Origin of the sequence: Streptomyces sp. NPDC013157, from assembly GCF_042899865.1 — a bacterium.
Taxonomy (GTDB): Bacteria; Actinomycetota; Actinomycetes; order Streptomycetales; family Streptomycetaceae; genus Streptomyces.
Window position 1 is genome coordinate 877,790 of the sequence record NZ_JBIBAK010000001.1, and the last position, 24,305, is coordinate 902,094.

22 protein-coding genes and 2 pseudogenes are annotated in these 24,305 nt (G+C 72.7%); 13 read left to right on the forward strand and 11 right to left on the reverse strand.

Translation table 11 applies throughout. The annotated features are described in order from the left end of the window. Positions 1–54: 54 nt before the first annotated feature. Positions 55–1,584 (forward strand): helix-turn-helix domain-containing protein, encoded by a 1,530-nt coding sequence (locus ACFY6U_RS03900; RefSeq protein WP_390034926.1) that lies wholly within the window; start codon positions 55–57, stop codon positions 1,582–1,584. A gap of 257 nt (positions 1,585–1,841) precedes the next feature. Here the strand turns inward: ACFY6U_RS03900 and ACFY6U_RS03905 are convergent, their stop codons facing one another. After that, a complete protein-coding gene (locus tag ACFY6U_RS03905) occupies positions 1,842–2,657 on the reverse strand; it encodes an SAM-dependent methyltransferase (RefSeq protein WP_390034927.1) in 816 nt (271 codons plus the stop codon). 405 nt (positions 2,658–3,062) lie between these two features. Here ACFY6U_RS03905 and ACFY6U_RS03910 point away from each other — a divergent pair, with 405 nt between their 5' ends. After that, positions 3,063–3,767: a GNAT family N-acetyltransferase gene (locus ACFY6U_RS03910; protein WP_390035196.1), complete on the forward strand. Its 705-nt coding sequence runs from the start codon at positions 3,063–3,065 to the stop codon at positions 3,765–3,767. Between the two features lie 31 nt (positions 3,768–3,798). On the opposite strand, the gene ACFY6U_RS03915 is transcribed toward ACFY6U_RS03910, so the two are convergent. From ACFY6U_RS03915 to ACFY6U_RS03930, 4 genes and pseudogenes are all read right to left on the reverse strand, one after another. After that, entirely contained in the window at positions 3,799–5,322 is a 1,524-nt protein-coding gene (locus ACFY6U_RS03915) for an SDR family oxidoreductase (protein WP_390035197.1), read from the reverse strand. A gap of 126 nt (positions 5,323–5,448) precedes the next feature. Continuing rightward, positions 5,449–5,973, reverse strand: coding sequence for a DUF2690 domain-containing protein (locus tag ACFY6U_RS03920; RefSeq protein WP_390034928.1), 525 nt, complete (start codon positions 5,971–5,973; stop codon positions 5,449–5,451). A gap of 256 nt (positions 5,974–6,229) precedes the next feature. Beyond that, a pseudogene (locus ACFY6U_RS03925) lies at positions 6,230–6,472 on the reverse strand (helix-turn-helix domain-containing protein); the annotation flags it as partial. After that, positions 6,465–6,836, reverse strand: a complete 372-nt coding sequence (locus ACFY6U_RS03930) for a peptidoglycan-binding protein (RefSeq protein WP_390034929.1) — start codon at positions 6,834–6,836, stop codon at positions 6,465–6,467. The pseudogene ACFY6U_RS03925 and the gene ACFY6U_RS03930, both read right to left, overlap by 8 nt. Positions 6,837–7,173: 337 nt before the next feature. Between ACFY6U_RS03930 and ACFY6U_RS03935 the strand changes: the two genes are divergently transcribed. After that, positions 7,174–10,443, forward strand: coding sequence for a tetratricopeptide repeat protein (locus ACFY6U_RS03935; protein ID WP_390034930.1), 3,270 nt, complete (start codon positions 7,174–7,176; stop codon positions 10,441–10,443). A gap of 14 nt (positions 10,444–10,457) precedes the next feature. On the opposite strand, the gene ACFY6U_RS03940 is transcribed toward ACFY6U_RS03935, so the two are convergent. Then, positions 10,458–10,883: a hypothetical protein gene (locus tag ACFY6U_RS03940; protein WP_390034931.1), complete on the reverse strand. Its 426-nt coding sequence runs from the start codon at positions 10,881–10,883 to the stop codon at positions 10,458–10,460. Positions 10,884–10,969: 86 nt separating this feature from the next. On the opposite strand from ACFY6U_RS03940, the gene ACFY6U_RS03945 reads away from it, so the two are divergent. Further along, a complete protein-coding gene (locus ACFY6U_RS03945) occupies positions 10,970–11,644 on the forward strand; it encodes an HAD family hydrolase (protein ID WP_390034932.1) in 675 nt (224 codons plus the stop codon). Positions 11,645–11,657: 13 nt separating this feature from the next. Continuing rightward, entirely contained in the window at positions 11,658–12,365 is a 708-nt protein-coding gene (locus ACFY6U_RS03950) for a hypothetical protein (RefSeq protein WP_390034933.1), read from the forward strand. A gap of 4 nt (positions 12,366–12,369) precedes the next feature. Here ACFY6U_RS03950 and ACFY6U_RS03955 read toward each other — a convergent pair whose 3' ends face one another. Together ACFY6U_RS03955 and ACFY6U_RS03960 are read right to left on the reverse strand one after the other, a co-directional pair. After that, complete coding sequence (locus ACFY6U_RS03955) at positions 12,370–13,488, reverse strand: CapA family protein (RefSeq protein ID WP_390034934.1); 1,119 nt, start codon at positions 13,486–13,488, stop codon at positions 12,370–12,372. 9 nt (positions 13,489–13,497) lie between these two features. Beyond that, a complete protein-coding gene (locus tag ACFY6U_RS03960) occupies positions 13,498–13,620 on the reverse strand; it encodes a hypothetical protein (protein WP_390034935.1) in 123 nt (40 codons plus the stop codon). Between the two features lie 364 nt (positions 13,621–13,984). Between ACFY6U_RS03960 and ACFY6U_RS03965 the strand changes: the two genes are divergently transcribed. Beyond that, a complete protein-coding gene (locus ACFY6U_RS03965; protein ID WP_390034936.1) occupies positions 13,985–14,989 on the forward strand; it encodes a substrate-binding domain-containing protein in 1,005 nt (334 codons plus the stop codon). Between the two features lie 3 nt (positions 14,990–14,992). On the opposite strand, the gene ACFY6U_RS03970 is transcribed toward ACFY6U_RS03965, so the two are convergent. Then, the gene (locus tag ACFY6U_RS03970) at positions 14,993–16,018 is read right to left on the reverse strand and encodes a LacI family DNA-binding transcriptional regulator (protein WP_390035198.1); all 1,026 of its coding nucleotides are present in this window, start codon (positions 16,016–16,018) and stop codon (positions 14,993–14,995) included. Positions 16,019–16,238: 220 nt separating this feature from the next. On the opposite strand from ACFY6U_RS03970, the gene ACFY6U_RS03975 reads away from it, so the two are divergent. From ACFY6U_RS03975 to ACFY6U_RS03990, 4 genes and pseudogenes are all read left to right on the forward strand, one after another. Next, positions 16,239–17,189: a TIM barrel protein gene (locus ACFY6U_RS03975; protein WP_390034937.1), complete on the forward strand. Its 951-nt coding sequence runs from the start codon at positions 16,239–16,241 to the stop codon at positions 17,187–17,189. 29 nt (positions 17,190–17,218) lie between these two features. Beyond that, positions 17,219–17,434 (forward strand): annotated as a pseudogene (locus ACFY6U_RS03980) (MFS transporter); the annotation flags it as partial. A 17-nt stretch (positions 17,435–17,451) separates the two neighbouring features. After that, positions 17,452–18,468, forward strand: a complete 1,017-nt coding sequence (locus tag ACFY6U_RS03985; protein ID WP_390034938.1) for a Gfo/Idh/MocA family oxidoreductase — start codon at positions 17,452–17,454, stop codon at positions 18,466–18,468. Further along, complete coding sequence (locus ACFY6U_RS03990) at positions 18,465–19,331, forward strand: sugar phosphate isomerase/epimerase family protein (protein ID WP_390034939.1); 867 nt, start codon at positions 18,465–18,467, stop codon at positions 19,329–19,331. Before ACFY6U_RS03985 ends, ACFY6U_RS03990 begins: the two co-directional genes overlap by 4 nt. A gap of 123 nt (positions 19,332–19,454) precedes the next feature. Here the strand turns inward: ACFY6U_RS03990 and ACFY6U_RS03995 are convergent, their stop codons facing one another. Then, the gene (locus ACFY6U_RS03995; RefSeq protein WP_390034940.1) at positions 19,455–21,443 is read right to left on the reverse strand and encodes a BTAD domain-containing putative transcriptional regulator; all 1,989 of its coding nucleotides are present in this window, start codon (positions 21,441–21,443) and stop codon (positions 19,455–19,457) included. 57 nt (positions 21,444–21,500) lie between these two features. On the opposite strand from ACFY6U_RS03995, the gene ACFY6U_RS04000 reads away from it, so the two are divergent. After that, complete coding sequence (locus ACFY6U_RS04000; RefSeq protein ID WP_390034941.1) at positions 21,501–22,373, forward strand: alpha/beta fold hydrolase; 873 nt, start codon at positions 21,501–21,503, stop codon at positions 22,371–22,373. 58 nt (positions 22,374–22,431) lie between these two features. Here ACFY6U_RS04000 and ACFY6U_RS04005 read toward each other — a convergent pair whose 3' ends face one another. After that, positions 22,432–22,872 (reverse strand): DUF6299 family protein, encoded by a 441-nt coding sequence (locus ACFY6U_RS04005; protein ID WP_390035199.1) that lies wholly within the window; start codon positions 22,870–22,872, stop codon positions 22,432–22,434. 290 nt (positions 22,873–23,162) lie between these two features. Here ACFY6U_RS04005 and ACFY6U_RS04010 point away from each other — a divergent pair, with 290 nt between their 5' ends. Both ACFY6U_RS04010 and ACFY6U_RS04015 read left to right on the forward strand, forming a co-directional pair. Beyond that, the gene (locus ACFY6U_RS04010; RefSeq protein WP_390034942.1) at positions 23,163–23,357 is read left to right on the forward strand and encodes a DUF5999 family protein; all 195 of its coding nucleotides are present in this window, start codon (positions 23,163–23,165) and stop codon (positions 23,355–23,357) included. 106 nt (positions 23,358–23,463) lie between these two features. Further along, positions 23,464–24,288, forward strand: coding sequence for a PaaX family transcriptional regulator C-terminal domain-containing protein (locus ACFY6U_RS04015; protein ID WP_390034943.1), 825 nt, complete (start codon positions 23,464–23,466; stop codon positions 24,286–24,288). Positions 24,289–24,305: the final 17 nt, after the last annotated feature.

Below are 24,305 nucleotides of genomic sequence, written 5' to 3' on the forward strand. Positions count from 1 at the left end.
CCCGAACGGACCCCCCGACGGGCGCCATCTCATATCTGAGATAACCTCGGCCTCATGGCAGACGACTACCTCGCACGCATCGGCAAGCTCATCCGTGACGCCCGGCAACACCGCGGCTGGACACAGACACAGCTCGCGGAGGCGCTCGGCACCAGTCAGAGCGCTGTCAACCGCATCGAGCGCGGCAACCAAAACATCAGCCTTGAGATGATCGCTCGAATCGGTGAGGCCCTGGACAGCGAGATCGTCTCACTGGGCTACGCGGGCCCGATGCATCTGCGGGTGGTGGGCGGCCGCCGGCTGTCCGGCGCCATCGACGTGAAGACCAGCAAGAACGCGTGCGTGGCCCTGCTGTGCGCCTCGCTGCTCAACAAGGGGCGCACGGTACTGCGCCGGGTGGCCCGGATCGAGGAGGTGTACCGCCTGCTGGAGGTGCTCAACTCGATCGGCGTGCGCACCCGGTGGATCAACGACGGCGTCGACCTGGAGCTGGTGCCGCCCGCCGACCTCGACATGGCGTCGATCGACGCCGAGGCCGCCGTGCGCACCCGCTCGATCATCATGTTCTTCGGCCCGCTGCTGCACCGCATGGACCACTTCAAGCTGCCGTACGCCGGCGGCTGCGACCTCGGCACGCGGACCATCGAGCCGCACATGATCGCGCTGCGCCGGTTCGGCCTGGACATCGCGGCGACCGAGGGGCAGTACCACGCGCAGGTCGACCGCGCGATCCGCCCCGACCGCCCGATCGTCCTGACCGAGCGCGGCGACACGGTGACCGAGAACGCGCTGCTCGCCGCCGCCCGGCACGACGGCGTCACCGTCATCCGCAACGCCTCCTCCAACTACATGGTCCAGGACCTCTGCTTCTTCCTGGAGGCGCTCGGCGTCAAGGTCGAGGGCATCGGCACCACGACGCTGACCGTGCACGGTGTCCCGACCATCGACGTGGACGTGGACTACTCCCCCTCCGAGGACCCGGTCGAGGCGATGAGCCTGCTGGCCGCCGCGGTCGTCACGGAGTCGGAGCTGACGGTCCGCCGCGTCCCCATCGAGTTCCTGGAGATCGAGCTCGCCGTCCTGGAGGAGATGGGCCTCGACCACGACCGCAGCCCCGAGTACAGCGCGGACAACGGCCGTACCCGCCTGATCGACCTCACGGTCCGCCCCTCCAAGCTGGAGGCGCCGATCGACAAGATCCACCCCATGCCCTTCCCGGGCCTGAACATCGACAACGTCCCGTTCTTCGCGGCGATCGCGGCGGTCGCCTCGGGCCAGACCCTGATCCACGACTGGGTCTACGACAACCGCGCGATCTACCTGACCGACCTGAACCGCCTCGGCGGCCGCCTCCAGCTCCTCGACCCGCACCGGGTCCTGGTGGAGGGCCCGACCCGCTGGCGCGCCGCCGAGATGATGTGCCCGCCGGCCCTGCGCCCCGCCGTGGTCGTCCTGCTGGCCATGATGGCGGCCGAGGGCACGTCGGTCCTGCGCAACGTGTACGTCATCAACCGCGGTTACGAGGACCTCGCCGAACGCCTCAACTCGATCGGGGCGCAGATCGAGATCTTCCGGGACATCTGATCCGCGAGTGCCGCCGCACCCCGTCTGACCTGCTGCTGAGCGGGTCAGGGAGGGGTACGGCGGCATCTCTGGGACTTCTCCGGGCCTTTGGGCCGCGCTCCACAGGCTCTACCGACCGGCCACAGCCGCGGCTAGGCGACGCGGGGTGGAGCAGCTCAATAGCTCGCCGGGCTCATCACCCAGAAGTCGAGGTCGGCGTCAGGAACGAGGGGCGGGCCTGCCGGTGAGTGTGCGCGGCAGCGAGGTGAAGCGCGAGATCACGGCTTCAGCGCCACGGCTCCCAGCTGGGGTACGACCGTGGGCTCTTCGCCGGGCTCCGGCCGCCACAGCGAGCAGGACACGAGCCCGGGCTCCAGGAGCGTGAGCCCGTCGAAGTACTGGGCGACCTCCTCGCTGCTGCGGGCGGTGACCGGCGGTTTGGCGTTGGCGTTCCAGAACTCCATCGCCTCGAGCTGGAGGTCGCCGCCGAGTTCGGGCACCGTCGTGGGATGGGTCAGTACGAGGAAGCTGCCGGGGGACAGCGCCTCCACGAGCCGACGTGCGATGGCCCGCGCCTCGTCACCGTCAAGGACGAAGTTGAGGATGCCGAGCAGCATGAGTGCGGTGGGCTTGGTGAGGTCGAGCGTCCGTCCGGCGATGCGCAGGATGGTGTCCGGGTCGTGCACATCGGCGTCGATGTAGTCGGTGGCGCCTTCCGGGGCACTGGTCAGCAGGGCGCGGGCGTGCGCGAGCACGATGGGGTCGTTGTCGACGTACACGATCCGCGACTCGGGGGCGATCCGCTGGGCGATCTCGTGGGTGTTCTCCAAGGCCGGCAGGCCGGTGCCGATGTCGAGGAACTGACGGATGCCGTGCTCCTCCGCCAGACAGCGCACGGCGCGGCCGAGGAACTCCCGGTCGGCGCGCGCGATGTCGCGGATCACGGGGATCATTCCGGCAACGTGATCGCCCACCTGCTGGTCGACCTCGTAGTTGTCCTTGCCGCCCTGCCAGTAGTTCCACACGCGAGCGTTGTGCGCAGTCGCAGTGTCGATCCGCTGCACTGCGGCGGTGGCCCTCTGGTTCTCGCTCACGTCTTCCTCTCCTCGCACGCCCAAGGACCGCGTGAAACAGGGCACTTGCGGCCACGGCTGCGCTATGGCACATCGGTGGGCGTCATTCTGCCCTACACCGCCATCGACGTGTCCCGGAACAGGTGGGACGGAGGAAACTTGGGTCTACGGCGCTCTGCTCGCGGCTGTCGCCACTTGGGTCGGCCTGCCCCTGCCGGACGATGAGATCCACCAGACGTCCTCGTGATCCGCTCCCGGCCGGCTGATGCGGAAACGAGGGCTCCGCCACCGAGGACGCCGCCGTCGGCCTGTCGCTCTTGCCGTCCGGGCGCCCGGAGATCAGGATCTACGGGACCGCCCGAGATGGCGGGCGGTCCCGGGCGGTCCTCCGGCGGCCTGGCTGCACGCCATGAAAGGCACGGCATGATGACGAGCGGTGACACCGTCGCACTCGACGACCCGGTCGGCGAGTCGCTGCGCGGTCACCACGCCGCCCTCGCCCGCCGGCTCGGCCGGGCCGCCACCTATCTTCCGGGCGTCGCGACCTTCTCGGCGGTGTCCGCCGACCCTGACGCGGCGGACTGGGCCGACCTCGCCCAGTTGCTCGGCGGAGGCGAGTTCGCCGACATGTTCAGCTGCCCGGCGACCCCGCCGCCGGACTGGGCACCGGTGTTCGCCCTCGAAGGCCGGCAGCTGATCTGGCCCGCCGGCACCCGCCCGGCTCAGGCGCAGACCGCGACCGGCACCGACGTGGTGGAGCTCGGTCCGGCCGATGTGCCCGCCATCCTCGAACTGGTCGAGCGGACCCAGCCGGGGCCGTTCTGGCCGCGCACCCACGAACTCGGCACCTACCTCGGCATCGGCGCCGACGGCAGACTGGTGGCCATGGCGGGCGAACGGCTCCGGCCCCCGGGCTGGACCGAGATCAGCGCCGTCTGCACCGCCCCGGAGGCCCGTGGGCAAGGACACGCCGCCCGCCTCCTGAACACGCTCGTCGCCCGCATCCTGGCGCGCGGCGAACGCCCCTTCCTGCACGTGGCCGAGGCGAACACAGGCGCGCTCGCACTCTACGAACGGCTCGGCTTCACCACCCGCAAGCACGTGACCTTCCGCGGTTTCCGCACCCCCTGAAGGCGTCGACGGCCGAGGCGTGCACCGGTTTTCAGCCCGGTCGGGAAGCGGTGTCCCGCTGCTGGACGCGTTCGGCGGCACGGACGATGTTGCGGGCCATGCCGCCGAAGACGATCGCGTGGAAGGGCGACACGCTCCACCAGTAGAGCTGGCCGAGCAGCCCGTGCGGGTGGAACAGGGCCCGTTGCCGGTAGCGCGCGCCGCCGGCCCCCTGCTCGTCGACGTACATCTCCAGCCAGGCCAGGCCGGGCAGCCGCATCTCGGCGCGCAGCCGCAGCAGCCGCCCGCGTTCGATCTCCTCCACCCGCCAGAAGTCCAGCGAGTCACCGACCCGCAGCCGCCGCGCGTCACGTCGTCCCCGGCGCAGGCCCACCCCGCCGGCGAGGCGGTCGAGCCAGCCGCGTACCGCCCAGGCCAGCGGGAAGGAGTACCAGCCGTTCTCGCCGCCGATGCCCTCGACCACCTCCCACAGCGCGCCGGGAGCCACCTCGGCGTGGCGTTCGCGTACGTCGGTGTAGAGGCTGCCGCCGGCCCACTCCGGGTCGGTGGGCAGCGGGTCGCTGGGAGCGCCCGGCACGGAGGCGGAGGACCAGCGGGTGACGACCTGGGCGTCCCGCACGCGTTGCAGCGCGAGGGAGACGGCGCGGTCGAAACCGACCGGGTGGCCCGGCGGGCTGGGCACGTACCGCTCGATGTCCCGTTCCCGGCACACCACCTCGTGACGGAGCGACTCCGTGAGCGGGCGGGCGATGGCGGCCGGCACAGGGGTCACCAGGCCGACCCACTGGCTGGAGAGGCCGGGCGTGAGCACCGGCACGGGCAGGATGAGCCGCCGGGGCAGCCCGGCGACGGCGGCGTACCGGTGCATCATCTCGAGGTAGGTGAGCACCTCGGGGCCACCGATGTCGAAGGCGCGGCTGACGTCCGGCGGCAGGCCTGCACACCCGACCAGGACGCGCAGCACGTCCCGTACGGCGATCGGCTGGATGCGGGTGTGCACCCAGCGCGGGGTGACCATCACCGGCAGCCGCTCGGTCAGGTAGCGCAGCATCTCGAAGCTGGCCGAGCCGGAACCGATGATGACGGCGGCCCGCAGTACGGCCGTCGGCACACCCGAATCGAGGAGGATACGTCCCACTTCGGCGCGGGAGCGCAGGTGCGGCGACAGTTCCCGCTCGGGCACGTCGGCCGGGGTCAGGCCGCCCAGGTAGATCAGGCGGCCGACTCCGGCCCTGCGGGCCTGCTCGCCGAAGACGTGGGCCGCCTGCCGGTCGGTGCGCTCGAAGTCGCGGCCGGCGCCGAGCGCGTGCACCAGGTAGTAGGCGACGTCGACGCCCGCCAGCGCCGCCGCCACCGCGTCCGCGTCGGTGGCGTCGCCCGGTACGACCTCCACCCGTCCGGCCCACGGCTGGTCCCGCAGCTTCCGGGGCGTGCGGGCCAGACAGCGCACCCGGTACCCGGCGTCCAGCAGCTCCGGCACCAGCCGGCCGCCGATGTAGCCGCTGGCACCGGTCACCAGACAGGTCCTCGGACCCGGGTCGGCGGTTCCGTTCACGTTCGTCGTCGTCCCGGCCGTCTCGTCCGCCACGCGAACCGCCTCAGTCGTCGTCCGTGCGCCCTCGCGCCCGTCGCCCCCCGATACCTCTACGGTGCCGCCCGCCCGTCCGGGTGCGCCGGACGACTACTGCATCCGGGTGACGTGGAGCATCCGGGTGACGTGGAGCTCTCGCACGTCTCGTCCGTCCGCCCCACGGACGCCGCAGCGTTCAGCGCCCCCAGCCGGTGCAGGCGGAGGACCCGTCGGACAGTTCGACGCAGGCCCGCGCCTCGGACGGGCCCCGACGCCGATCAGCAGGGTGTGGAGATACCTGCCGGGCACGAGCACCAGCCGTGGCTGGTGCCGCCCGTCGGTGGTGTCGACCCGCACCCGGTCCGTGCTGCCCGGCGCGGTGATCCGGCCCCAGGCCGCCCGGCACTTCGGGCTGTAGCGCAGCTCCACGGTCCGCCCGGCGGTCTCCCGTCGGGCCCGGGTGCCCGCATCCGTCCAGCAGTCCGTGTCGTGCTGTTCGGGGTCGCGGTCCGTGCAGGACTCCCCCCGGCAGGTGCCGCTGGTGGGACCCGGCGCCGGATCCCGGTGCCAGCCGCCGTACGTCCATGCCACGGCGCCCACGCCGAGGGCGGTCGCCAGCGCGGTTCCCGCCGCCACGAGAAGGACGGTGCCGCTTCCGGTCCCGGGGTTCCGGCCCGCCGTGGTCGTCCGGGGTGCGCGGCACGGGGGCGCTCCGGGTGGGGGCGGCGGACTCGTCGGGCCGTCCGGGGGGCGGGTCCGTGACCGTGACGTGCCCGGGGGCAGCCTGCGGGCCTGCCACCGCCCGGGCCGGGCCGGTGGTGGCCTCCGCCCCGGTGGCGCGGGCGTCGCGGCCGCTCCATGCCCGGTCGGCGAGCTGCCACAGCGCCGGCAGCCGCACCGGGTCCGCGCCGCTCAGCTTCGCCGGCGTCTCCACCGCGTCCCGGGGCGGGAGCGTCTTGCCGTTGAGGTAGCGCTCCCAGGACGACGTGCTGTAGGCGGTCCGGGCCGCCAGCGCGGCGAAGCTCAGCCCTGTCTTCTCCCGCGCCTCCCGGAGCCGTTCCACGAGGTGACGGACCTCGGGTGCGGTGTCCGCCCGCGGCGGACGGCCCGGCGCCGGGCCGGTGCCCTCAGTCACCCGGCCTCCTGAGCTCGCGCCAGGTCATGGGGCCCACCACGCCGTCGGCGGTGAGTCCGCGGGACCGCTGGAACCGCTGGACCGCGGCCCTGGTGTGGGGTCCGAACGAGCCGTCGATGCCCTGCGGGTCGAAGCCGTGCCGTCTGACCAGGCACTGCACCTCCGCCACCGCCTCGACGGTGATGCCGACGTGGTACTCGTCGGCGAGGGTCGTGCTGTGCCCGGCGTACAGCAGTCCGTCGTGCAGGGTGAAGCAGCACGGGAACGTCTCGACGGGGTGGGTGGACGTCGGCGCCTTCGTGGTCGCGGTGGCCGCGCGGGGCTCCGGCTCCGTCGACGGCGCCCCGGGCCAGGCGATCGCCACGGCCACCGCCGCCGCCAGGGACGCCTTCTACGAGGCCGTCCTGCAGACCATCGCCCGGGTCGCCGCGGGTCGGGACCCGGGCATCCCGCGTCTCCTCCAGGACGTGCAGCGGGTGCAGGACGCCCGGTCCGCGCGGGGCACCGACAGCAGAGCGGCTCCGCGGACGGTGTGCAGCACGCGGTGACGGGCTGCGCCACCGGGCTTCGTGGTGTGCGGCGGACCGGTTCGAAAGGGGGTACACCCGCCTGCACCGTCCGTTACAGTCGCTTGCTGTCGCTGCGGTTCGGGTCGTTGCCGCCTGGGGGGTGCCGTGGGCCGGTCAGGGCGTGTGGGGCTGGTGGTCAGTGCACGATGGCTCGCGTACGAAGACGATCAGGCATACCTGCACGAGGCCGCCGAGGTCATCGCGGACGCCCTGTACGACCCGGTCCTGGGGGCCTGCGAGCCCGCCGTCGCGGGGCTGCGGGTACTCCTGGACCCGACCAAGGAGGTCCTGGAGGAGCGGATCCGGGAGGCCTTCGCGGCCGCGTCGCTCGCCGGAGCCACGCTGGTGCTGTACCTGATCGGGCACGGGTCCTCGGACTTCGACGACGACCTGTACCACTTCATCCCGGCCGATCACCCCGTCAGCCTGATGGAACTGCCGGCCCGGGGATACCCGCTGGGCGCCCGACTGCGCGCCCTCCACGGCGAGTTCCCCGGCTCGGACGGCGTGATCCTCGTCATCGACACGTGCGAGTCGGGACGGCTGGCCGGTGAGCGCAGGTGGTCGATGCCGATGAAGCGGATCTCGGTGTCCACCGCCACCAGCTACGAGGCGGGCTGGAAGGCGCGCTTCAGCCGGGTGGTGGGCAGGTACCTGGAGTCCGGTATCGACGACGCGGGCCGGTACCTGAGGGCGTCGGACTTCCAGCGCCACATCCCGCAGTGGGAGGACCAGTTCCCGCACCACTTCGTCCACGACGAGAGCGACGACGCGGGTCTGTGGATCAGCGCGAACCGTGCGAGCCGCAAGGGCCTGGTGGCGGACCTGGTCGCCCGGGTCACCCGCAGGCAGGGCGGTCTGCACGAGATCCACCGCCGCTACCAGCGCCCCGAGGGCCACGATCCGGTGGCGCGGTCCGTGCGAGAGCACCGCAGGGTGGCCGTACTGGGGGCGAGCGGCTCCGGGAAGAGCGCCACGCTGCAGATGACGGCGATCGACCGCATCGATCCGGGCCGGGCGGGCCCGAACCCGGACCGGTCGTTGCCCCGTCAGGCGGTGGCGTTCTTCCCGATCGCGGCCGACACGACGCCGGAGGAGTTCGCCAGGGAGATCAACGAGCAGCTGTACATGTCGGCCCGCGAGGCCTTCCTCGAAGCGGAGGAATCCTTCCTGCAGACCATGCCGCAGGACGAGGTGGAAGCGCTGCCGGCCACCGAGCGCTGGCTCACCGGGCCGTTGCGGCACCTGCCCGGCGAGGTGGAGGTCCTCCTGGTCGTCGACGCGCTGGACCAGCTGCCCGCCGAAGCCGCGACGGCGGTGACGGCATGCATCACCGAACTCGGCGACGCGGACCGCTACGGCCACGTGAGCACGGTGGTGTCGGTCCGTCACCGGCCCGAGTACGGCTACCCCGCCATCGTCCCGGCCGGCTTCGCATGTGTCACGGTGCCACCGTCCACGGAGCGCCAGGTGCGCCGGTACGCGGAGCGCAGGAACATCCCCACCGACCGGGTCACCGACATCGTGCGGATCGCGGAGGGCAACTGGCTGATCGTCACCCTGCTCTGCAACGAGCTCAGCGGCCGCCCCGAACGCGAGACCGACCGTGACACGGGGCTGCCCACCACCCGCGAGGAGCTCTACGACCGGCTTCTGGCCCGCGCCCTCGGCGAGTACCGCCGCGAGCGGCGCGAGGACGCCGACCGGCACCTGGCCGCGGTCCTGGCCGTGCTGGCCTACGGCGGCGAGAGCGTCCTGGTCCCGCTGGCGGTGCTGTGCGCCGCGTCCCTGCGCCTGGGCGGTCCGGCGACCGTCGCGGGCGTGCGCACGGCCCTGGTCGCCCTGCACCATCTGGTGGAGCGGGTCGAGCCGGGCACCGAGAGCGAGCAGCTCACCGCCATCCACCCGACCTTCATCCACCACCTGCAACGCTCGGGGCCCCCGGTGCTTCCGAGCGCCATCCGTGCCCACTCGGCAATCGCCGACGCCCTGGCTAAGCTCGCTCCCATGGCCGAGGGCAGGAACAGCGGCGATGATCCGGTGCGCGCCTACGCGGAGCGCAGCGAAGCCACCCACCGGTGGGAGGCGGGAGACCCCGACGGCGCCATCGACGTGCTGATCGGCCGTCCGGCGGCGCTGGCCGGGGAGAACAGGCTCCGCTGGGAGCGCTGGACCCGCACCATCACCGACACCTTGGGGCCCGCCGACCTGCGCAGCCTGCGGGCCAGGCGCGAACTGGCGTCCTGGACCAGCCGCTGCGGCCTGTTCGCGTCCGCCACCCGGCTCTACACCCAGCTCCTGCCCGACGTCACCCACGCCCTGGGCACCGACGACACCCTCTCCATGCGCGTGGAACTGGACGCGGCACTCACCCGGGGCGTCTCCGGCCACGCCTCGGAGGCCCGCGACCTCCTCCAGGACCTGGTGCCGCGCATCGGCGCGGCCCAGGGCCCGCACAGCGAACTCACCCTGGAGGCCCGGCACGCCCTGGGGAGCTGGACCGGGCTGGCCGGCGCTCCCCGAGCGGCGATGGACCAAATCCGCGAGGTCCTGCGGGACTGCCGCGAGCACCTGGGCGAAGAGCACGCCGAGACGCTGTCGTGCCGCAACAGCCTGGCCCGCTGGACCGGCGAATCCGGCTACCCCGCCCAGGCGGTCGAGGAGTTCGAGGCGCTGCTCCCGCTGCAGATCCGCCGTCTCGGCCCGCTGCACCGCGAAACCCTGCGCACCCGCTACAGCATCGCCTACTGGAACGGGGAGGCCGGACGGCCCGAGCGGACCCTCGCGCTCCTGCGCGACCTGGTGCAGCAGCAGATCGAGGGCCTCGGCGAGGACCACCCCGACACCCTGCGCACCCGGCACGGCATCGGGCTGTGGAGCGGTGTCAACGGCGATCCGGCCGAAGCCATCCGGATCCTCACCGACCTCATGCCCGCGCGCGTCCGCGTCCTGGGCCCGGACCACCCCGACACCCTGCGCACCCTGAACAACCTCGGCCGGTGGACCGGCGTCATGGGCCGCTACGACGACGCCATCCGCGTCCTCGAGGAAACACGCGAACGCCGTACCCGCACCCTGGGCGCCTCCCACCCCGACACGATGCGCACCGTCAACAACATCATCGACTTCACCGGCGCGGCCGGCGATCCGGCGCGCGCCCGCCAACTCGCCGAACAGCTCCTGCCACTGCAGCAATCCGTCCTGGGCCCGCACCACCAGGACACCCTGCGCACCCGCTTCAACCAGGCCAAATGGCAGGCCGCACAGGGAGATGCCGCGGGCGCCCTGGCCAACCTGCGCGACCTGCTGCGCGACCAGCAGGCCGCCATCGGGCACGAGCACCCGAACACCCTGCGCACCGCCGAGGAGATCGCCGCCCTGGAGCGGCAGGCAGGCGCGTGAGCCCGCCCGCCCCCTCACTCCTCCCGGTCGGCCTCCGCGTCGTCGCCGTCCGGCGCGCCCCGCAGCTCACGCAGGGCGCGCACCACATCGTCGCCCTCGCCCCGCAGCGTCGTCTCGCGCACCACACCGTCCGGGCCGGTGACCCGCACGGAGGTCTCCAGAGGAACCGACGCGTCGCGCGAGCGGGCTTCCCGCCGCGCGCGGACGACCATGAGCACCGCGTCCAGCGTTCCGGGGGCGATCTCCAGGAGGAACCGGAGCAACTCGCCGCCCTGGCGGCCCGGCACGGAGGCGTCCGCCACCCGGTCCACCCCGCCGGACACGACCGGAAGACCCGCCAGGTCGCCCCGGATGTCCTTCAGCGCCCCGCGGACGGCCTGAACCGACTCGTCGGATACGACCGGCGAGGCGACCGCTATCTCCACCGACCAGGTGCCCATCGTGCCTCCGCCCTCCGCACCGCGACCCCTCCGGTGTCGCCGACCGCAACCATATTGGCCAACTCACTCCCTTGGACCGGCATTTCATGAACTCCGCGACCGAACTGGTCATCTTCGACTGCGACGGGGTCCTGGTCGACAGCGAACGCCTGGCCGTACGCGTCGACTCCGCGCTGATCACCGAGCTCGGCTGGCCCCTGACCCCCCGGGACATCGCCCAGCGCTTCGTCGGCCACTCCAGGCAGTACATGCGCGAGCAGATCGAACACCATCTCGGCCGCCCCCTGCCCGACAACTGGCAGGGCCCCTTCGAACAGGCCTACTGGGACCTGATCGACAAGGAACTCACCGCCGTGGACGGCGTCAGGGAGGTGATCGAGCACCTCGCCGTCCCCTACTGCGTCGCCTCCAACGGCAGCCACTACAAGATGACCCGCTCCCTGGGCCGCGCCGGCCTGCTGGCCCTGTTCACCGGGCGGATGTTCAGCGCGGACGACGTGGCTCGTCCCAAGCCCGCGCCCGACCTCCACCTGCATGCCGCAGCACGGATGGGCGTCCCTCCGCAACACTGCGTGGTCATCGAGGACAGCCCCTTCGGCCTCGAAGGTGCCCGCACGGCCGGAATGCGCACCTTCGGCTACACCGGCGGGGTGAACACGGCCGAGCAACTCGAAGGACCCGGAACCCGCCTCTTCCAGGACATGCGCGAGCTTCCCGGACTGCTGGGCGACGCGATCCTGCCCGGCATCACCCGGCGTTGAGCAAGGAGGCGCCATGAGCTCCATATACGGCTCGGACGGTCGCGCCGCAGCCCTGCTGCGTCAGGTGCCGACGGCTTCCGAGATCGCGAACTGGCCACGCCGGGCACGCGCCGCGTCCGGCGCGTTCCAGGACGCCGCCCGGGTCCTCACCACCACGGTCCACGCCTGTGCCGTCGACGACCGCGTCGAACTCGACGACAGATACGGCATGTTCGACCAGGTGCTCGTTGCCGCGCAGCGCTGCGGAAGAGACCAGTACCTCAGCGAGCCGCTCCAGCAGATCCACTCCGGAAAGGTCAGCCTGGCCGCTTGGACAGCAGCCCAGTGGGCCGGCGTGCTCTGCGACCGGAACGATCGATACCGCTTACGGGGCCTGATCGGCCAGGTCATCCACGAGGTCTGGCGGGCCGGGAGGGCACTCGACCTGGAAGCCCAGGGCCCTCCCGAGGGCGTCCGATCGGCGTGCGGGCAGCTGGCACGGCACATCCAGTACGAGGGCAACGTCCCGGACCCCGCCGTGGCCGGGGTCATCGCGCAGTTGTCCCGCGCCTACACGAGTTCCGGCCACTCCACGACCACCGCACACGGGATCCTCGCCGGCGCACTCGTGGACGCCGGCCGAAGCCACGACCTCGTCCACGGGGGAACAGGACGCTCCGGCCCCGGTGTGACCTTCTTGGGCGACGCGCTGATGTTGATCCTCCACCCGCCGCCGGGCTGAGCCGTCAGACGCCCGGCTCCCCGCCCCCCAGGGTCAGGGCGCCGTCGGGCGCCAAGGTGATGTGCACACCGTGGCTGATCCGGTCGAGAGTGTGGCACAGCCAGCCTCGGTCCTCGGCCGGGGCGGGCTCCAGCCGCAGCCGCCGGACCTGGAACGGCACCATCCGCAGGCCGGTGAGCCCGCCCGTGTCCGGGGCCAGCGTGACGAGGTGGGCGAGACGGAGGTCGTCGCGATACTCCTCGTAGCCGGTGATCCCCTCGTAGTCGTCGATGAAGTCGCCGCAGCCGTACAGGATCAGCCGGCCCCGGTACACCTCGACGGGGCGGGGATGGTGACAGGAGTGCCCGTGGACGACGTCCACGCCGCCGTCCACGAGGGCGTGCGCGAAGCGGACCTGGCTCCGGGGGACGAGGTAGCCCCAGTTGGAGCCCCAGTGCACGGACACGACCACGAGGTCGCCGGCGCCCCGCGCCCGGCGCACGGCCGTGACCACCTCCGCCGCCGACGAGGCCGACAACTCGGGAACGAATGCGACACCCGGCCGGTCCTCGGTCGCCGCCCAGTCGGCCGGGATGCCGCTGGACCCCGTCCCCAGGGCGAAGACCAGGAGGCGGCGGCCGTCGCGGAGGGGGACCGCGGCCGGCGCGTACGCCTCCGGGGCGTTGCGTCCGGCGCCGGCCGTTCGCACTCCGGCACGGTCCAACGAGGCGAGCGTCTCCGTCAGGCCGGTGCGGCCGAAGTCGAGCACGTGGTTGTTGGCCAGGACACAGACATCGGGCCGGGCGACGGTGAGTGCGGGCAGGTTGTCCGGGTGCATGCGGTAGTGGACCGCTTTCCCCGGTGCGAACGCGTCGCTGCGCGTCACCGACGTCTCCAGATTCAGCACTCTCGCGTCCGGCGCGACCTCCTCCAGCAGCCGCAGTGCCTCGCCCCACGGCCAGCACGGGGCGACGGGAGCGGGGATCGGGCCGCCCGCCGACTCCGCCAGGCGAACGTAGGACCGGGCGTCCCCGCCGTAGTCCTCCCGCAGCGCCGGATCACCGGGCCGCGCGAGGATCTGGTCGACACCGCGCCCGAGCATCACATCCCCGCACAGGAACAGCGTCACCGTGCCGTCGCCCATGGCTCCACACTACGAGCCGCACCGCGCCTCGGAGCGGCAGGGCACACCGGTCTCCGCCACACCGGCCGACATGTCGCCGTCCGCCGCTCCCGGCGCCCGGCGCCCGGCCTCCGGGCCGTCGGCGAGCTGCACGGACAGCCTCCGGGATTTGTTGGAACGTCATGACAAAGTGATTGACATCCCCTGGAGGCCGCCCCATAGTACGTGTCACTAGAGCGCGCTAATAAAGCGCTCTAGCACAGAACCAGCCGCCGTCGGCCGCACCCTCTGGCCGTCGGCACGGAGCTCCACTCCCGCCTGTGCGAGGCATCCGGTCGGCCACCGGTGCCGAGCCCCCACCGCCGGCGGGCCACCGCTGTCGCCGTCGCGACGGCGGTGGTGATCCCTGACTCATCGACCGTCAGCCCGGCGCCGGAGCGCCCGCCTTCCCCGTTTCACCGCCGGCTCCTTCCGCTCTCCAGAGCCGACCCAGACCGCACAGCGAGGTGCAAGGGACATGCACAGAAACCACCGAGCCGCCGCCATGGCCGCCACCGTTCTCGCGGGCGTCCTGCTCGCCGCGGGCTGCTCCAGCAGCTCCGGCGGCAAGAAGTCCCAGGACAGCGGCGCCGCCGCGTCCGCCGGCAAGGCGTCCACGCCCCGCATGACGGTGGCCATGATCACCCACGCCCAGCCCGGCGACACCTTCTGGGACCTGATCCGCAAGGGCGCCGCCGCGGCCGCCGCGAAGGACAACATCAAGCTGGTCTACTCCGCCGACCCGAGCGCCGCCAACCAGGCCAACCTGGTGCAGAACGCGATCGACCAGAAGGTCGACGGCATCGCCCTGACCGCGGCCACGCCCGACGCCCTGAAGGCGGTGGTGACCAAGGCCAGGGCCGCGAACATCCCGGTCGTCGGCTTCAACTCCGGTCTGGACGCCTGGAAGAAGCTCGGCATGCTGGAGTACTTCGGCCAGGACGAGAACATCGCGGGTGAGGCCTTCGGGCAGCGCCTCAACCAGCTGGGCGCCAAGCACGCCCTGTGCGTCGTGCAGGCCCAGGGCCAGGTCGCCCTCGAAGCCCGCTGCGCTGGCCTGGCCAAGGGCTTCAAGGGCAAGACCGACAAGATCTACGTCAACGGCACCGACATGCCCTCGGTCAAGTCCACCATCACGGCCAAGCTCCAGCAGGACTCCTCGATCGACCAGGTCGTCACGCTGGGCGCCCCGATCGCCCTGACCGCCATCCAGTCCGTCAAGGACGCCGGCAGCAAGGCCGAGGTCGCCACCTTCGACCTCAACAAAGACCTGGTGTCCGCCGTCCAGAACGGCTCCGTCGAGTTCGCGGTCGACCAGCAGCCCTACCTCCAGGGCTACCTCGCCGTCGACTCCCTGTGGCTCTACAAGAACAACGGCAACTACAGCGGCGGCGGCACCGCCCCCGTCCTGACCGGCCCCGCGTTCGTCACCAAGGACAACGCCGGCTCGATCGCCAAGTTCGCCGCCAACGGCACCCGCTGACGTTCAGTCGGCGATCAGCGGGTCGAGCGGGCCGTCCCCTGAAGGGGGCGGCCCGGTCGTGCCCCGCACCACCAGTTTCGGGTCCAGCACCGCTTCCCGCGGCTCCAGTTCGGGTTCCTCCAGCCGCTCCACGGCGAACCGCACCGCGTACTCGGCCATCAGCCGCGCGTCCTGGCGGACGGTGGTGAGGCCGACCGGCATGAGGTGGGAGAGATGACTGTCGTCGAAGCCGACCACGGAGAGGTCCCCCGGCACCTCGACACCGCCTCGGGTCATGGCCATCAGCACGCCCATCGCGCAACGGTCGTTGCCCGCCAGCACCGCCGTCGGCAGCGGCAGCCCGCGGTCGCGTTCGGCGAGCAGCAGCCGTCCGGTCTCGATGCCGGACTGCTCGGTGTGCGCCCCGGGTATCACCCGGATCTCCGGCTCCAGACCGTGCCGGCGCATCGCGGCCCGGTAGGAGCGCCGCCGCTCGGCCGATCCGGGGCCCCGGCCGCCGTCGATGTGGACGATCCTGCGGTGGCCGAGCTCGACCAGGTAGTCCATGGCCTGCCGGACGCCCTTGCTCTCCGCGCTGTGCACGAAGTCCACCCGGGCCCGCGGCACCCGGCGGCTGACCGACACCGTCACGACGCGCCGGCCGAGTTCGTCCAGGTAGCCGGGTTCCGCGTCCGGGCCGAGCAGGATCAGCGCCTCGCAGCGGTGGCCGAGCAGCGCCTCGACCGCCTTCTCCTCGCTGCGGCCCCGGGCGGCGGCGGAGAGCAGCACGTCGTAGCCGAGCCGTTCGGCCTCCGGGTAGACGCCCTCGATGAGGTCGGTGTGGAAGGTCTGGTGGACGGTGAACATCACGCCGAGGGTGCGGCTGCGGCCCCGGGCGAGCAGCCGGGCCGCACTGTCGGGGCGGTAACCGATCTCGTCTGCGACCCGCAGCACCCGCTCGCGCGTCTCCTGGCTCGCGCCCGGCTGGTTGCGGAACACGATCGACACCAGCGCCCGGGAGACACCCGCCCGGTCGGCGACGTCGGACATCGTCGGCCGCTGCCTGCCCACTCCATCCACCTGCACACCCACCCTTCGACGGAGCCAACCCTAGGCCCTGCCCCGGGGATCTCCCGGAAATCCTCCCGCAACAGGTATTGACATGACATTCGGACAGGGGTCATCGTACTCGCACTAGAGCGCGCTAGTAGAGCGCGACAAAGGCCCGTCTCACGCGGCACGGCCCCCTCCCTCCCCCGAAGGACACGCCATGGCAACGGCGCCAACCGCCCTCCGCACCACCGCCGGCAACCTGTGCCTCGGCTCCGCCCCCGACTCCTGGGGCATCTGGTTCCCCGAGGACGAGCACCAGGTGCCGTACACCCGCTTCCTCGACGAACTGAAACAGGCCGGCTACCAGTGGTTCGAGCTCGGCCCCTACGGCTACCTCCCCACCGACCCGCGGCGGCTGAAGGAAGAGCTCGACGCCCGCGGACTCAAGGTCTCCGGCGGCACCGCGTTCGGCGCGCTGCACCGCCCCGAGGCCTGGGACGAGATGCTCGCCCATGTCCGCCGGGTGGCCACGCTGACCCAGGCCGCGGGCGCCCACCACCTGGTCCTCATCCCGCCCATGTACCGGGACGAGAAGACCGGCGCGTTCACCGAGTCGCCCGAACTGACCGCCGCGCAGTGGGCGGGCTTCGGCAAGGCCGCCGACCGGCTGGGCCGGCTGCTCCTCGACGAGTACGACGTACGCCTCGTCGTCCACCCGCACGCCGACAGCCACATCCAGACCCAGCCGGAGATCGAGCGACTGCTGAACGAGTCCGACGGCCGGTACACGAACCTGTGCCTGGACACCGGGCACGTCGCCTACGGCGGCGGGGACAACGTCGGCCTGATCCGCCGCTTCGGCGAGCGCGTCGGCTACGTCCACATCAAGCAGATGGACCCGGCGGTCCTCGCCCAGGTCGCGGCGGAGGACCTCGGCTTCGGCGAGGCCGTCAAGCGGGGCGTCTGCGTCTCGCCGCCCGCCGGAGTACCGAACCCCGCCGACGTGATCGCCGAACTGGCCGCGCTCGACGCCGAGCTGTTCGTGATCGTCGAGCAGGACCTGTACCCGTGCGACCCCGAGGTGCCGCTGCCCATCGCCACCAGCACGCGCGAGTACCTGAACGGCCACGGCCTGTCGGGTACCCGTCGCCCCGCCCGCGACCGGTGAGGAGGCGGCTACGACACCGGCGTCATCAGGGGATGGGCGTCGCGGCCGTGGTGCTGTGGCTGGCCGACTTCGTGATCGGCCTGGTCCTCCCGTCGCTGGTCTCCGCCGTCGGGATCTCCGGCACCTTCTTCCTCTTCGTCGTGGCGGGGATCCTCTCGCTCACCTTCGTGAAGCTCCACGTCCCCGAGACCAGGGGCCGCACCCTCGAAACCCTCGAAGCCGAACTCCGGGCACGCTTCTCCTGACCCCTGAAGGGACGACCATGACCGTACGCGTAGGCGTCATCGGCGCCGGCTGGATCGGCAACGAGCACATCCGGCGCCTCACCCACACCGTCACCGGAGCCCGTGTCACCGCGGTCACCGACATCGACCCGGCCCGTGCGGCCGAGGCCGCGGAGCCGGTCGGCGCCCGGGTGCTGACCGACGGGACGGCCGTGGCCGCGGCGGACGACGTGGACGCCGTACTCGTCACCTCCTGGGGCCCCACCCACGCCGAGCATGTGCTGAACGCGATCGCCGCCGGGAAACCGGTCTTCTGCGAGAAGCCCCTCGCCACGACCGCTGAGGACTGCCTGCGCATCGTCGAGGCCGAGCAGGCACACGGCCGCCGCCTGGTCCAGGTCGGCTTCATGCGCCGCTACGACGCCGGCTACCGGCAGCTCAAGCAGGTCATCGACGCCGGCCGCATCGGCGAGCCGCTGATCGTGCACTGCGCCCACCGCAACCCGACCGTCCCGGAGTCCTACACCTCCGCGATGGCCGCGCTGGACACGGCCGTGCACGAGGTCGACGTGCTGCGCTGGCTCCTCGACGACGAGATCGTCTCCACCCAGGTGATCACCCCGCGCGCCACGAGCAAGCGGTCCGAGCACCTGAAGGACCCGCAGATCATGCTCTTCGAGACCGCCAAGGGCGTCCGCATCGACCTGGAGGTCTTCGTCAACTGCCGGTACGGCTACGACATCCAGTGCGAGGCGGTCGGCGAGGAGGGCCTGGTACGGCTGCCCGACCCGGCCGCGGTCGGCGTCCGTACCGCCGGACAGCACAGCACGGCGGTCCTCACCGACTGGGTGGGCCGCTTCCGGGACGCCTTCGACACCGAGTTCCGCGAGTGGATCGCCAACCTGGCGGCGGGCTCCGCGCCCACCGGCCCCTCCGCCTGGGACGGCTACGCCGCCACCGTCATCACCGCCGCGACCGTCGAGGCCCTGGAGTCGGGCAGCGTCGTCGCCACCGACCTCAAGCCCCGCCCGGCCTTCTACGGAGGTACCGCATGAAGATCGCACTCGACCCGTACATGTTCCGCGCCCTGCCGATCGGCGACATGGTGCGCACGGTGGCCGAACTCGGCTACGAGTACATCGAGTTGTCGCCGCGCGACGACTTCATGCCGTTCTTCCTGCATCCGCGCGCGGACGACGACCGGATCGCCGAACTGAAGAACTCCCTGCGCACGCACCGCGTCCAGCTCTCCTCCGTCCTCCCGCTGTACAGGTGGTCGTCCCCGGACGAGACGGAGCGGCAGGCGGCCGTCCGCTACTGGAAGCGGATGATCGAGATCACGGCGGATCTCGAATGCCCCCTGATGAACAGCGAGTTCAACGGCCGTCCGGAGCGGGCGTCGGAGAGCGAGGCGGCCTTCTGGCGCTCCCTGGAGGAGCTCCTCCCCCTCTTCGAGCGCGAGGGCATCGCCCTCAACCTGGAGGCGCATCCGGACGACTTCTGCGAGGAGAACACCCCCGCGGTCGACCTGGTCCGCGCGATCAACAAGCCGTGGGTGAACTACCTGTACTGCGCCCCGCACTCCTTCCACCTCTCCGGCGCCGACCCCACGGCCGACATCGCGGCGATGATGAACTACGCGGGCGACAAGCTCCGGCACGTGCACATCGCGGACTCCTTCAACCACAAGGGCTCCAGCGGGCTGCGCTACATCCTCAACCCGCCCGGCACCGCGGCCCGCGTCCACCAGCACCTGGACATCGGCCAGGGCGAGGTCGACTGGGACGCGTTCTTCGGCACCCTGCGCGAGCTGGACTTCGACGGCGTCGCCACCGCCTGCGTCTTCGCCTGGGAGGAGCGGGCCCGCGAGTCCTCGGCGTTCATGCTGGACCGCATCAGGAAGGAACTGGCGGCATAGGCGCTGCACCGGCGGTGCCGTGGTGTGTCGTTGTTCGGCCGCGGCGCCGTTGTGGCTGGTCGCGCAGTTCCCCGCGCCCCGTACGGGGCGCTGTCCAACCGCAGCTGACTTCGCGAGGCCCGCTCAGCCGAGAGCCTCCTCGATCGCCGTAAGCCACACGTCCACCGGCCCGGCCGTCAGGAACCCGCTGCCCGCGCCGGCGAGTTGGCCGGCGGCCGGGCGCAGGGACGACAGGCAGCGGCGCAGGGCCGGACGGTCGCCGAGTGCCAGGGCTACGGCCGCGGCGACACACCACAGTGCCTCCTGCACGAGGTCGGCAGGAGGCTCGGGCAGCCCGCACAGCGCGTCGCGGGCCGCCGTTTCGTCACCGGCGGCGAGGGCGAGCGCGGGCCGGACCCAGGGGAGGTACGGTCCCCAGTCGGCGGCCGGGTCCACGGCGTCGCGGATACCGTGCGGCCGCCCCGTCAGCCGGAGGCAGAGCAGCGCGAAGGGCAGCAGCCCGTCGCGCACCCCGGGCATACCGGCCCCGTCGAGGAGCCGGCCGACCTCGCGGTAGGCGGCCTCGACGGCACCGGTTCCGCCCCCGTCGTGCCCTGTCCCGCCCGTCGCCGCCAGGCGCAGTGCCCGGTATCCCTCCGTGAACACCCGGACCAGCGGCAGTTCATGACGGGCCGCCAGGCGGTCCGCCGCCGTGGCGTGTTCGTCGGCCGTCGCGAAGTCGGCGAGGGCGGCGCGGGCCTGCGTCCGGATCAGGTGGCCGAGCACCTCGTAGGTGACCAGGCCGTGCCGGGCGGCGAGGGCGACCAGTTCGGTGCCGACGGCGTCGCGGCGCGGGGCGAGGCCGGTCCCGGTGCAGGACTGCATGAAGACGCCGTTGAGGGCGAAGGCGAGCAGCGCCGGGTCGTCCAGGCGGCGGGCGAGGTGCTCCGCCTCGGCGGCGGCCGCCACGGCACGGTCTGATCCGGTGCCGCGGGACTCCAGGGCGACGGTGGCGAGCAGCCGGCAGCGGGCCGCGTCCTGGGCGGGGGTGGCGGGGAGGCGGACGAGCGCCTGTTCGGCGGCCCGGACGATGCGGGCGGCGCCCGTCTCGTCGTCGGACCGGGGCCAGATCGCGGGGACGTCGTAGGCGCCGATGACCCGGGCGGTGAGTTCCGGGTCGCCGGACTCCTCGGCCGCGGTGATCGCCGCGAGCCGGTGTTCGAGGGCGGCGGCCGGCCCGCCGGAGCCGGTCACCGCGAGGGTGCGCAGCAGTCCGACGGTCGATTCGAGCCGGGCCCGGGCGCCGGCGGCGACGTTGCGGTCGTACGCCTCGGCCGCCCGGGACCAGACCCGGGCCGCCGTAGCCCCGCGTTCCGCGTCCAGGCCGGGGTCTTGGGCGAGCACGTCGGCCTCCAGCCGCTGCAGGGCCCGGCCCGGGTCGAGGCCCAGCCGGCCGGCGAGGGTCGCGCGGGCCCGCCGCAGCACCGCGAGGGCGTCGCCCTGGCGGCCGGTCCGGTAGAGGGCGAGCGCCAGCAGCCGCCAGGCCTCCTCCCGCCACGGGTGCCCGGTGAGGTGGGCGTCCAGGTCGGGTACCGCCTCGGCCGCCCGGCCCGCCGCCAGCAACGCCTCGGCCCGCTGCTCCACGGCCCGCAGCCGCAGCTCGGTGAGCCGGCCGCGCTCGCCCCTGCACCACTCCTCGTCCGCGAACTCGGCGTAGGCGGGTCCCCGCCACAGCTCCAGCGCCTCCCGCAGCCGGTGCGCGGCCCGCGCGGGCTCCTCCTGCGCGGCGGCCTCCACGGCCTGCTCGAACCGCCAGGCGTCGACCGCTTCCGCGCGCAGGGCGTAGCCGGGTCCGTCGGTGACCAGCAGCCGGGCCGGGGTGCGGGGCGGCCGGTCGGGTTCGAGGGCGCGCCGCAGATCGCCCACGAAGGTGCGGACGGCGCCGACGGCGGCGGGCGGCGGCTCCTCCCAGAGGTCGGCGACCAGCCGGGCGACGGGTACGACCCGTCTGCGGGCGACGATCAGCCGGGCCAGTACGGCGCGGTGCTTGGGGCCCTTCAGGGCGAGCGTGGCACCGGCGCGGTCCGCCGTCACCGGCCCGAGCACCCCGAAGCCGACCTCGTCCTTGCTCACCCGCCCACCGTAAGTGCTGCTGATCGGCTGCTGATCGGGGCACGGGAGCCTCGGCGCATGAACATCCCCGGTTTCCAGCAGCACCGCATCCCGGTCGCGGACGGTGTCTCCCTGCACACGGCCGTGGGCGGCACCGGCAGCCCCGTCGTCCTCCTCCACGGCTTCCCCCAGACCCACCTGATGTGGCGGCACGTGGCCGTCGAGCTCGCGGCCGACCACACCGTGATCTGCCCGGACCTGCGCGGCTACGGCGCCAGTGACAAACCGGCCGACGCGGACGGGTCGTCGTACTCGAAGCGGACCATGGCCGCGGACGTCGTGGCGCTCGCCCGGGCCCTCGGCCACGAACGCTTCGCGCTGGCCGGGCACGACCGGGGCGCCCTGGTCGCCTTCCGGGCCGGGCTCGACCGTCCTGGCGCCGTCACACACCTGGCGCTGCTGGACGTACTGCCCACCGCGGACATGTGGGAGGTGCTGCACGGCGCCTCGGCCGCCGTGGCCTTCCACCTCTACCTCATGGCCCAACCGCCGGGTCTGCCCGAGCAGTTGATCGGCGCGGCGCCGGACCTGTTCTTCGGTCACTTCCTCGACCTGTGGTCCCGCGACCCGGGGGCGATCCCCTCAGACGTCCGCGCCGGCTACCTCGCGGCCTGCCGGGAAGCGGTGCCGTCGATCGTGGCCGACTACCGCGCCTCGGCGGGCGTCGACGCCGAGCACGACCTGGCCGACCGGGCCGCCGGAAATGTGCTCGGCATGCCGGTCACCGTGCTCCAGCAGGACTGGGGCGCCGCTCTCGGCTACGACGCGGGTGCCCTGTGGCGGGCCTGGGCGCCGGACCTGGAGCACCGCACGGTGACCTGCGGGCACTTCATGGCGGAGGAGGCGCCGGGCGAGGTCACCGACGCGATCAGGAAGACGCTCGCCCGGTGAACGGCCGGGCCCCGGCGGCCGGGGCCCGACCGACCCGACGGCCGTTCGGACGGGCGTGTCAGGCCTTGACGAGGGTCATGTCCCGCTCCGCGACGGCGTGGATGGACGGCAGCGGCAGGCCGCCCACGGGGCGCAGTTCCAGGATCGTGGCCTCGACGTGCGCCGCGCCGGGCTTGAGCTTCTCCGTGGTGACCTGGCCGGTGTTCTTCCAGTCGTGCTTGGTGCCGTCGCACACGGCCCGGCTGCCGCCGATGCCGTGGTGGAGGTTCGGCGACTGCTGGCTGATCGAGGAGCTGATGAAGACCGGTCCCGTGGCACCGGTGCAGGTGTAGGTGCCGGAGAGGGTGACCGTGCCGTCGGAGGCGAGACTGCCGGTCGGGTCGACGGTGACGGACTCGGTGGGGGCGGCGGGCTCGGGGGCGGCGGTCGCGGGGGCGACGGCCGCGCACAGCAGCGCGACGGAACCGAGGGCCGCGGCGAGGGCGGGGCGTACGGGCATGGCTACGGGCATGACTTCCTTCCCGGAACATGGGGGGCAAGCCCTGCATACCGGGCGGCCCGGGCACATCGCGTGACCGTCACCCCTTCGGTGGCGCGTCCCGGCCCGCCGTCCGGGCCCGCCGGGTCCCTTCCCCGTCTCGGGCGTGCGGTGACCGTCGTGGAAGCGTCCGTGAGTTGTCCGCGTGTTGTCACAGGTCGCGGCAGGTGGTTCCCCGGCGTTCACGGCGGGAGCATGGTCTTGGCATGGCTCCCGGCGAAGGCGCCGAAGGCAACCCGTGGAGGTGCGCCATGTGTTCCCACCCGTCCCCGAGCGCGACGGCCGACCGCGGCCTGACGCACATCGTGGCCGCCCACCCCGAGCAGGGCTGGGCCCTGCTGTGCGACGGGGCGATCGTCTTCGACGACACGGGCGAGCTGCACGCCGACGGCAGCGTGGTCCCGCCGCACCGCGGCCCGGCCGAGCGCCTCGCCGTCGCCGCCTGACCCGGCCCCCGGCAGCCGGCGCGCGGCATCCGGGACGGACCCCGGAATCCTGACTCTCATTCAGCCGTGCACCGAAGGTGACCAGCAGTGATGCCGGGGACCTAAAATGATCAACGTGCCCGAGCAACACGCCCCGAGGTCCCTCATCGTCACGCTCTACGGCGCGTACGGCCGCTTCCTGCCCGGCCCGGTGCCCGTCGCCGAGCTGATCAGACTGCTGGCCGCCGTGGGCGTGGACGCCCCCTCCGTACGTTCGTCGGTGTCCCGGCTGAAACGGCGCGGGCTGCTGGTGCCGGCCCGGACCGCGCAGGGTGCCGCCGGGTACGAGCTCTCCGCGGAGGCACGGCAGCTGCTCGACGACGGCGACCGCCGGGTGTACGCCTCCGCGCCGCGGCAGGACGAGGGCTGGGTGCTCGCGGTGTTCTCGGTGCCCGAGTCGGAGCGGCAGAAGCGGCACGTGCTCCGCTCCCGGCTGGCCGGACTCGGCTTCGGCACGGCCGCGCCGGGCGTGTGGATCGCCCCGGCCCGGCTCTTCGAGGAGACCAGGCACACCCTGAGCCGGCTCGGCCTGGACCCGTACGTGGACTTCTTCCGCGGCGACCACCTCGGCTTCCAGCCCACCACCGAGGCCGTCGCCCGCTGGTGGGACCTGACCGCCATCGCCAAGGCCCACGAGCAGTTCCTCGACGCCCACGAGCCGGTGCTGCGCGGCTGGGAGCACCGCACCGACACCCCGCCCGAGGACGCCTACCGCGACTACCTCCGCGCCCTCGACACCTGGCGCCACCTGCCGTACACCGACCCCGGGCTGCCGACGAACCTGCTGCCCGCCGACTGGCCGGGCACCCGCGCGGCGGCCGTCTTCCGCGCCCTGCACGAACGGCTGCGGGAGGCCGGGGGCGCCTTCGCCGGCCTGCAAGCGGCTCCCTGAACGCCCGCGTGAACACA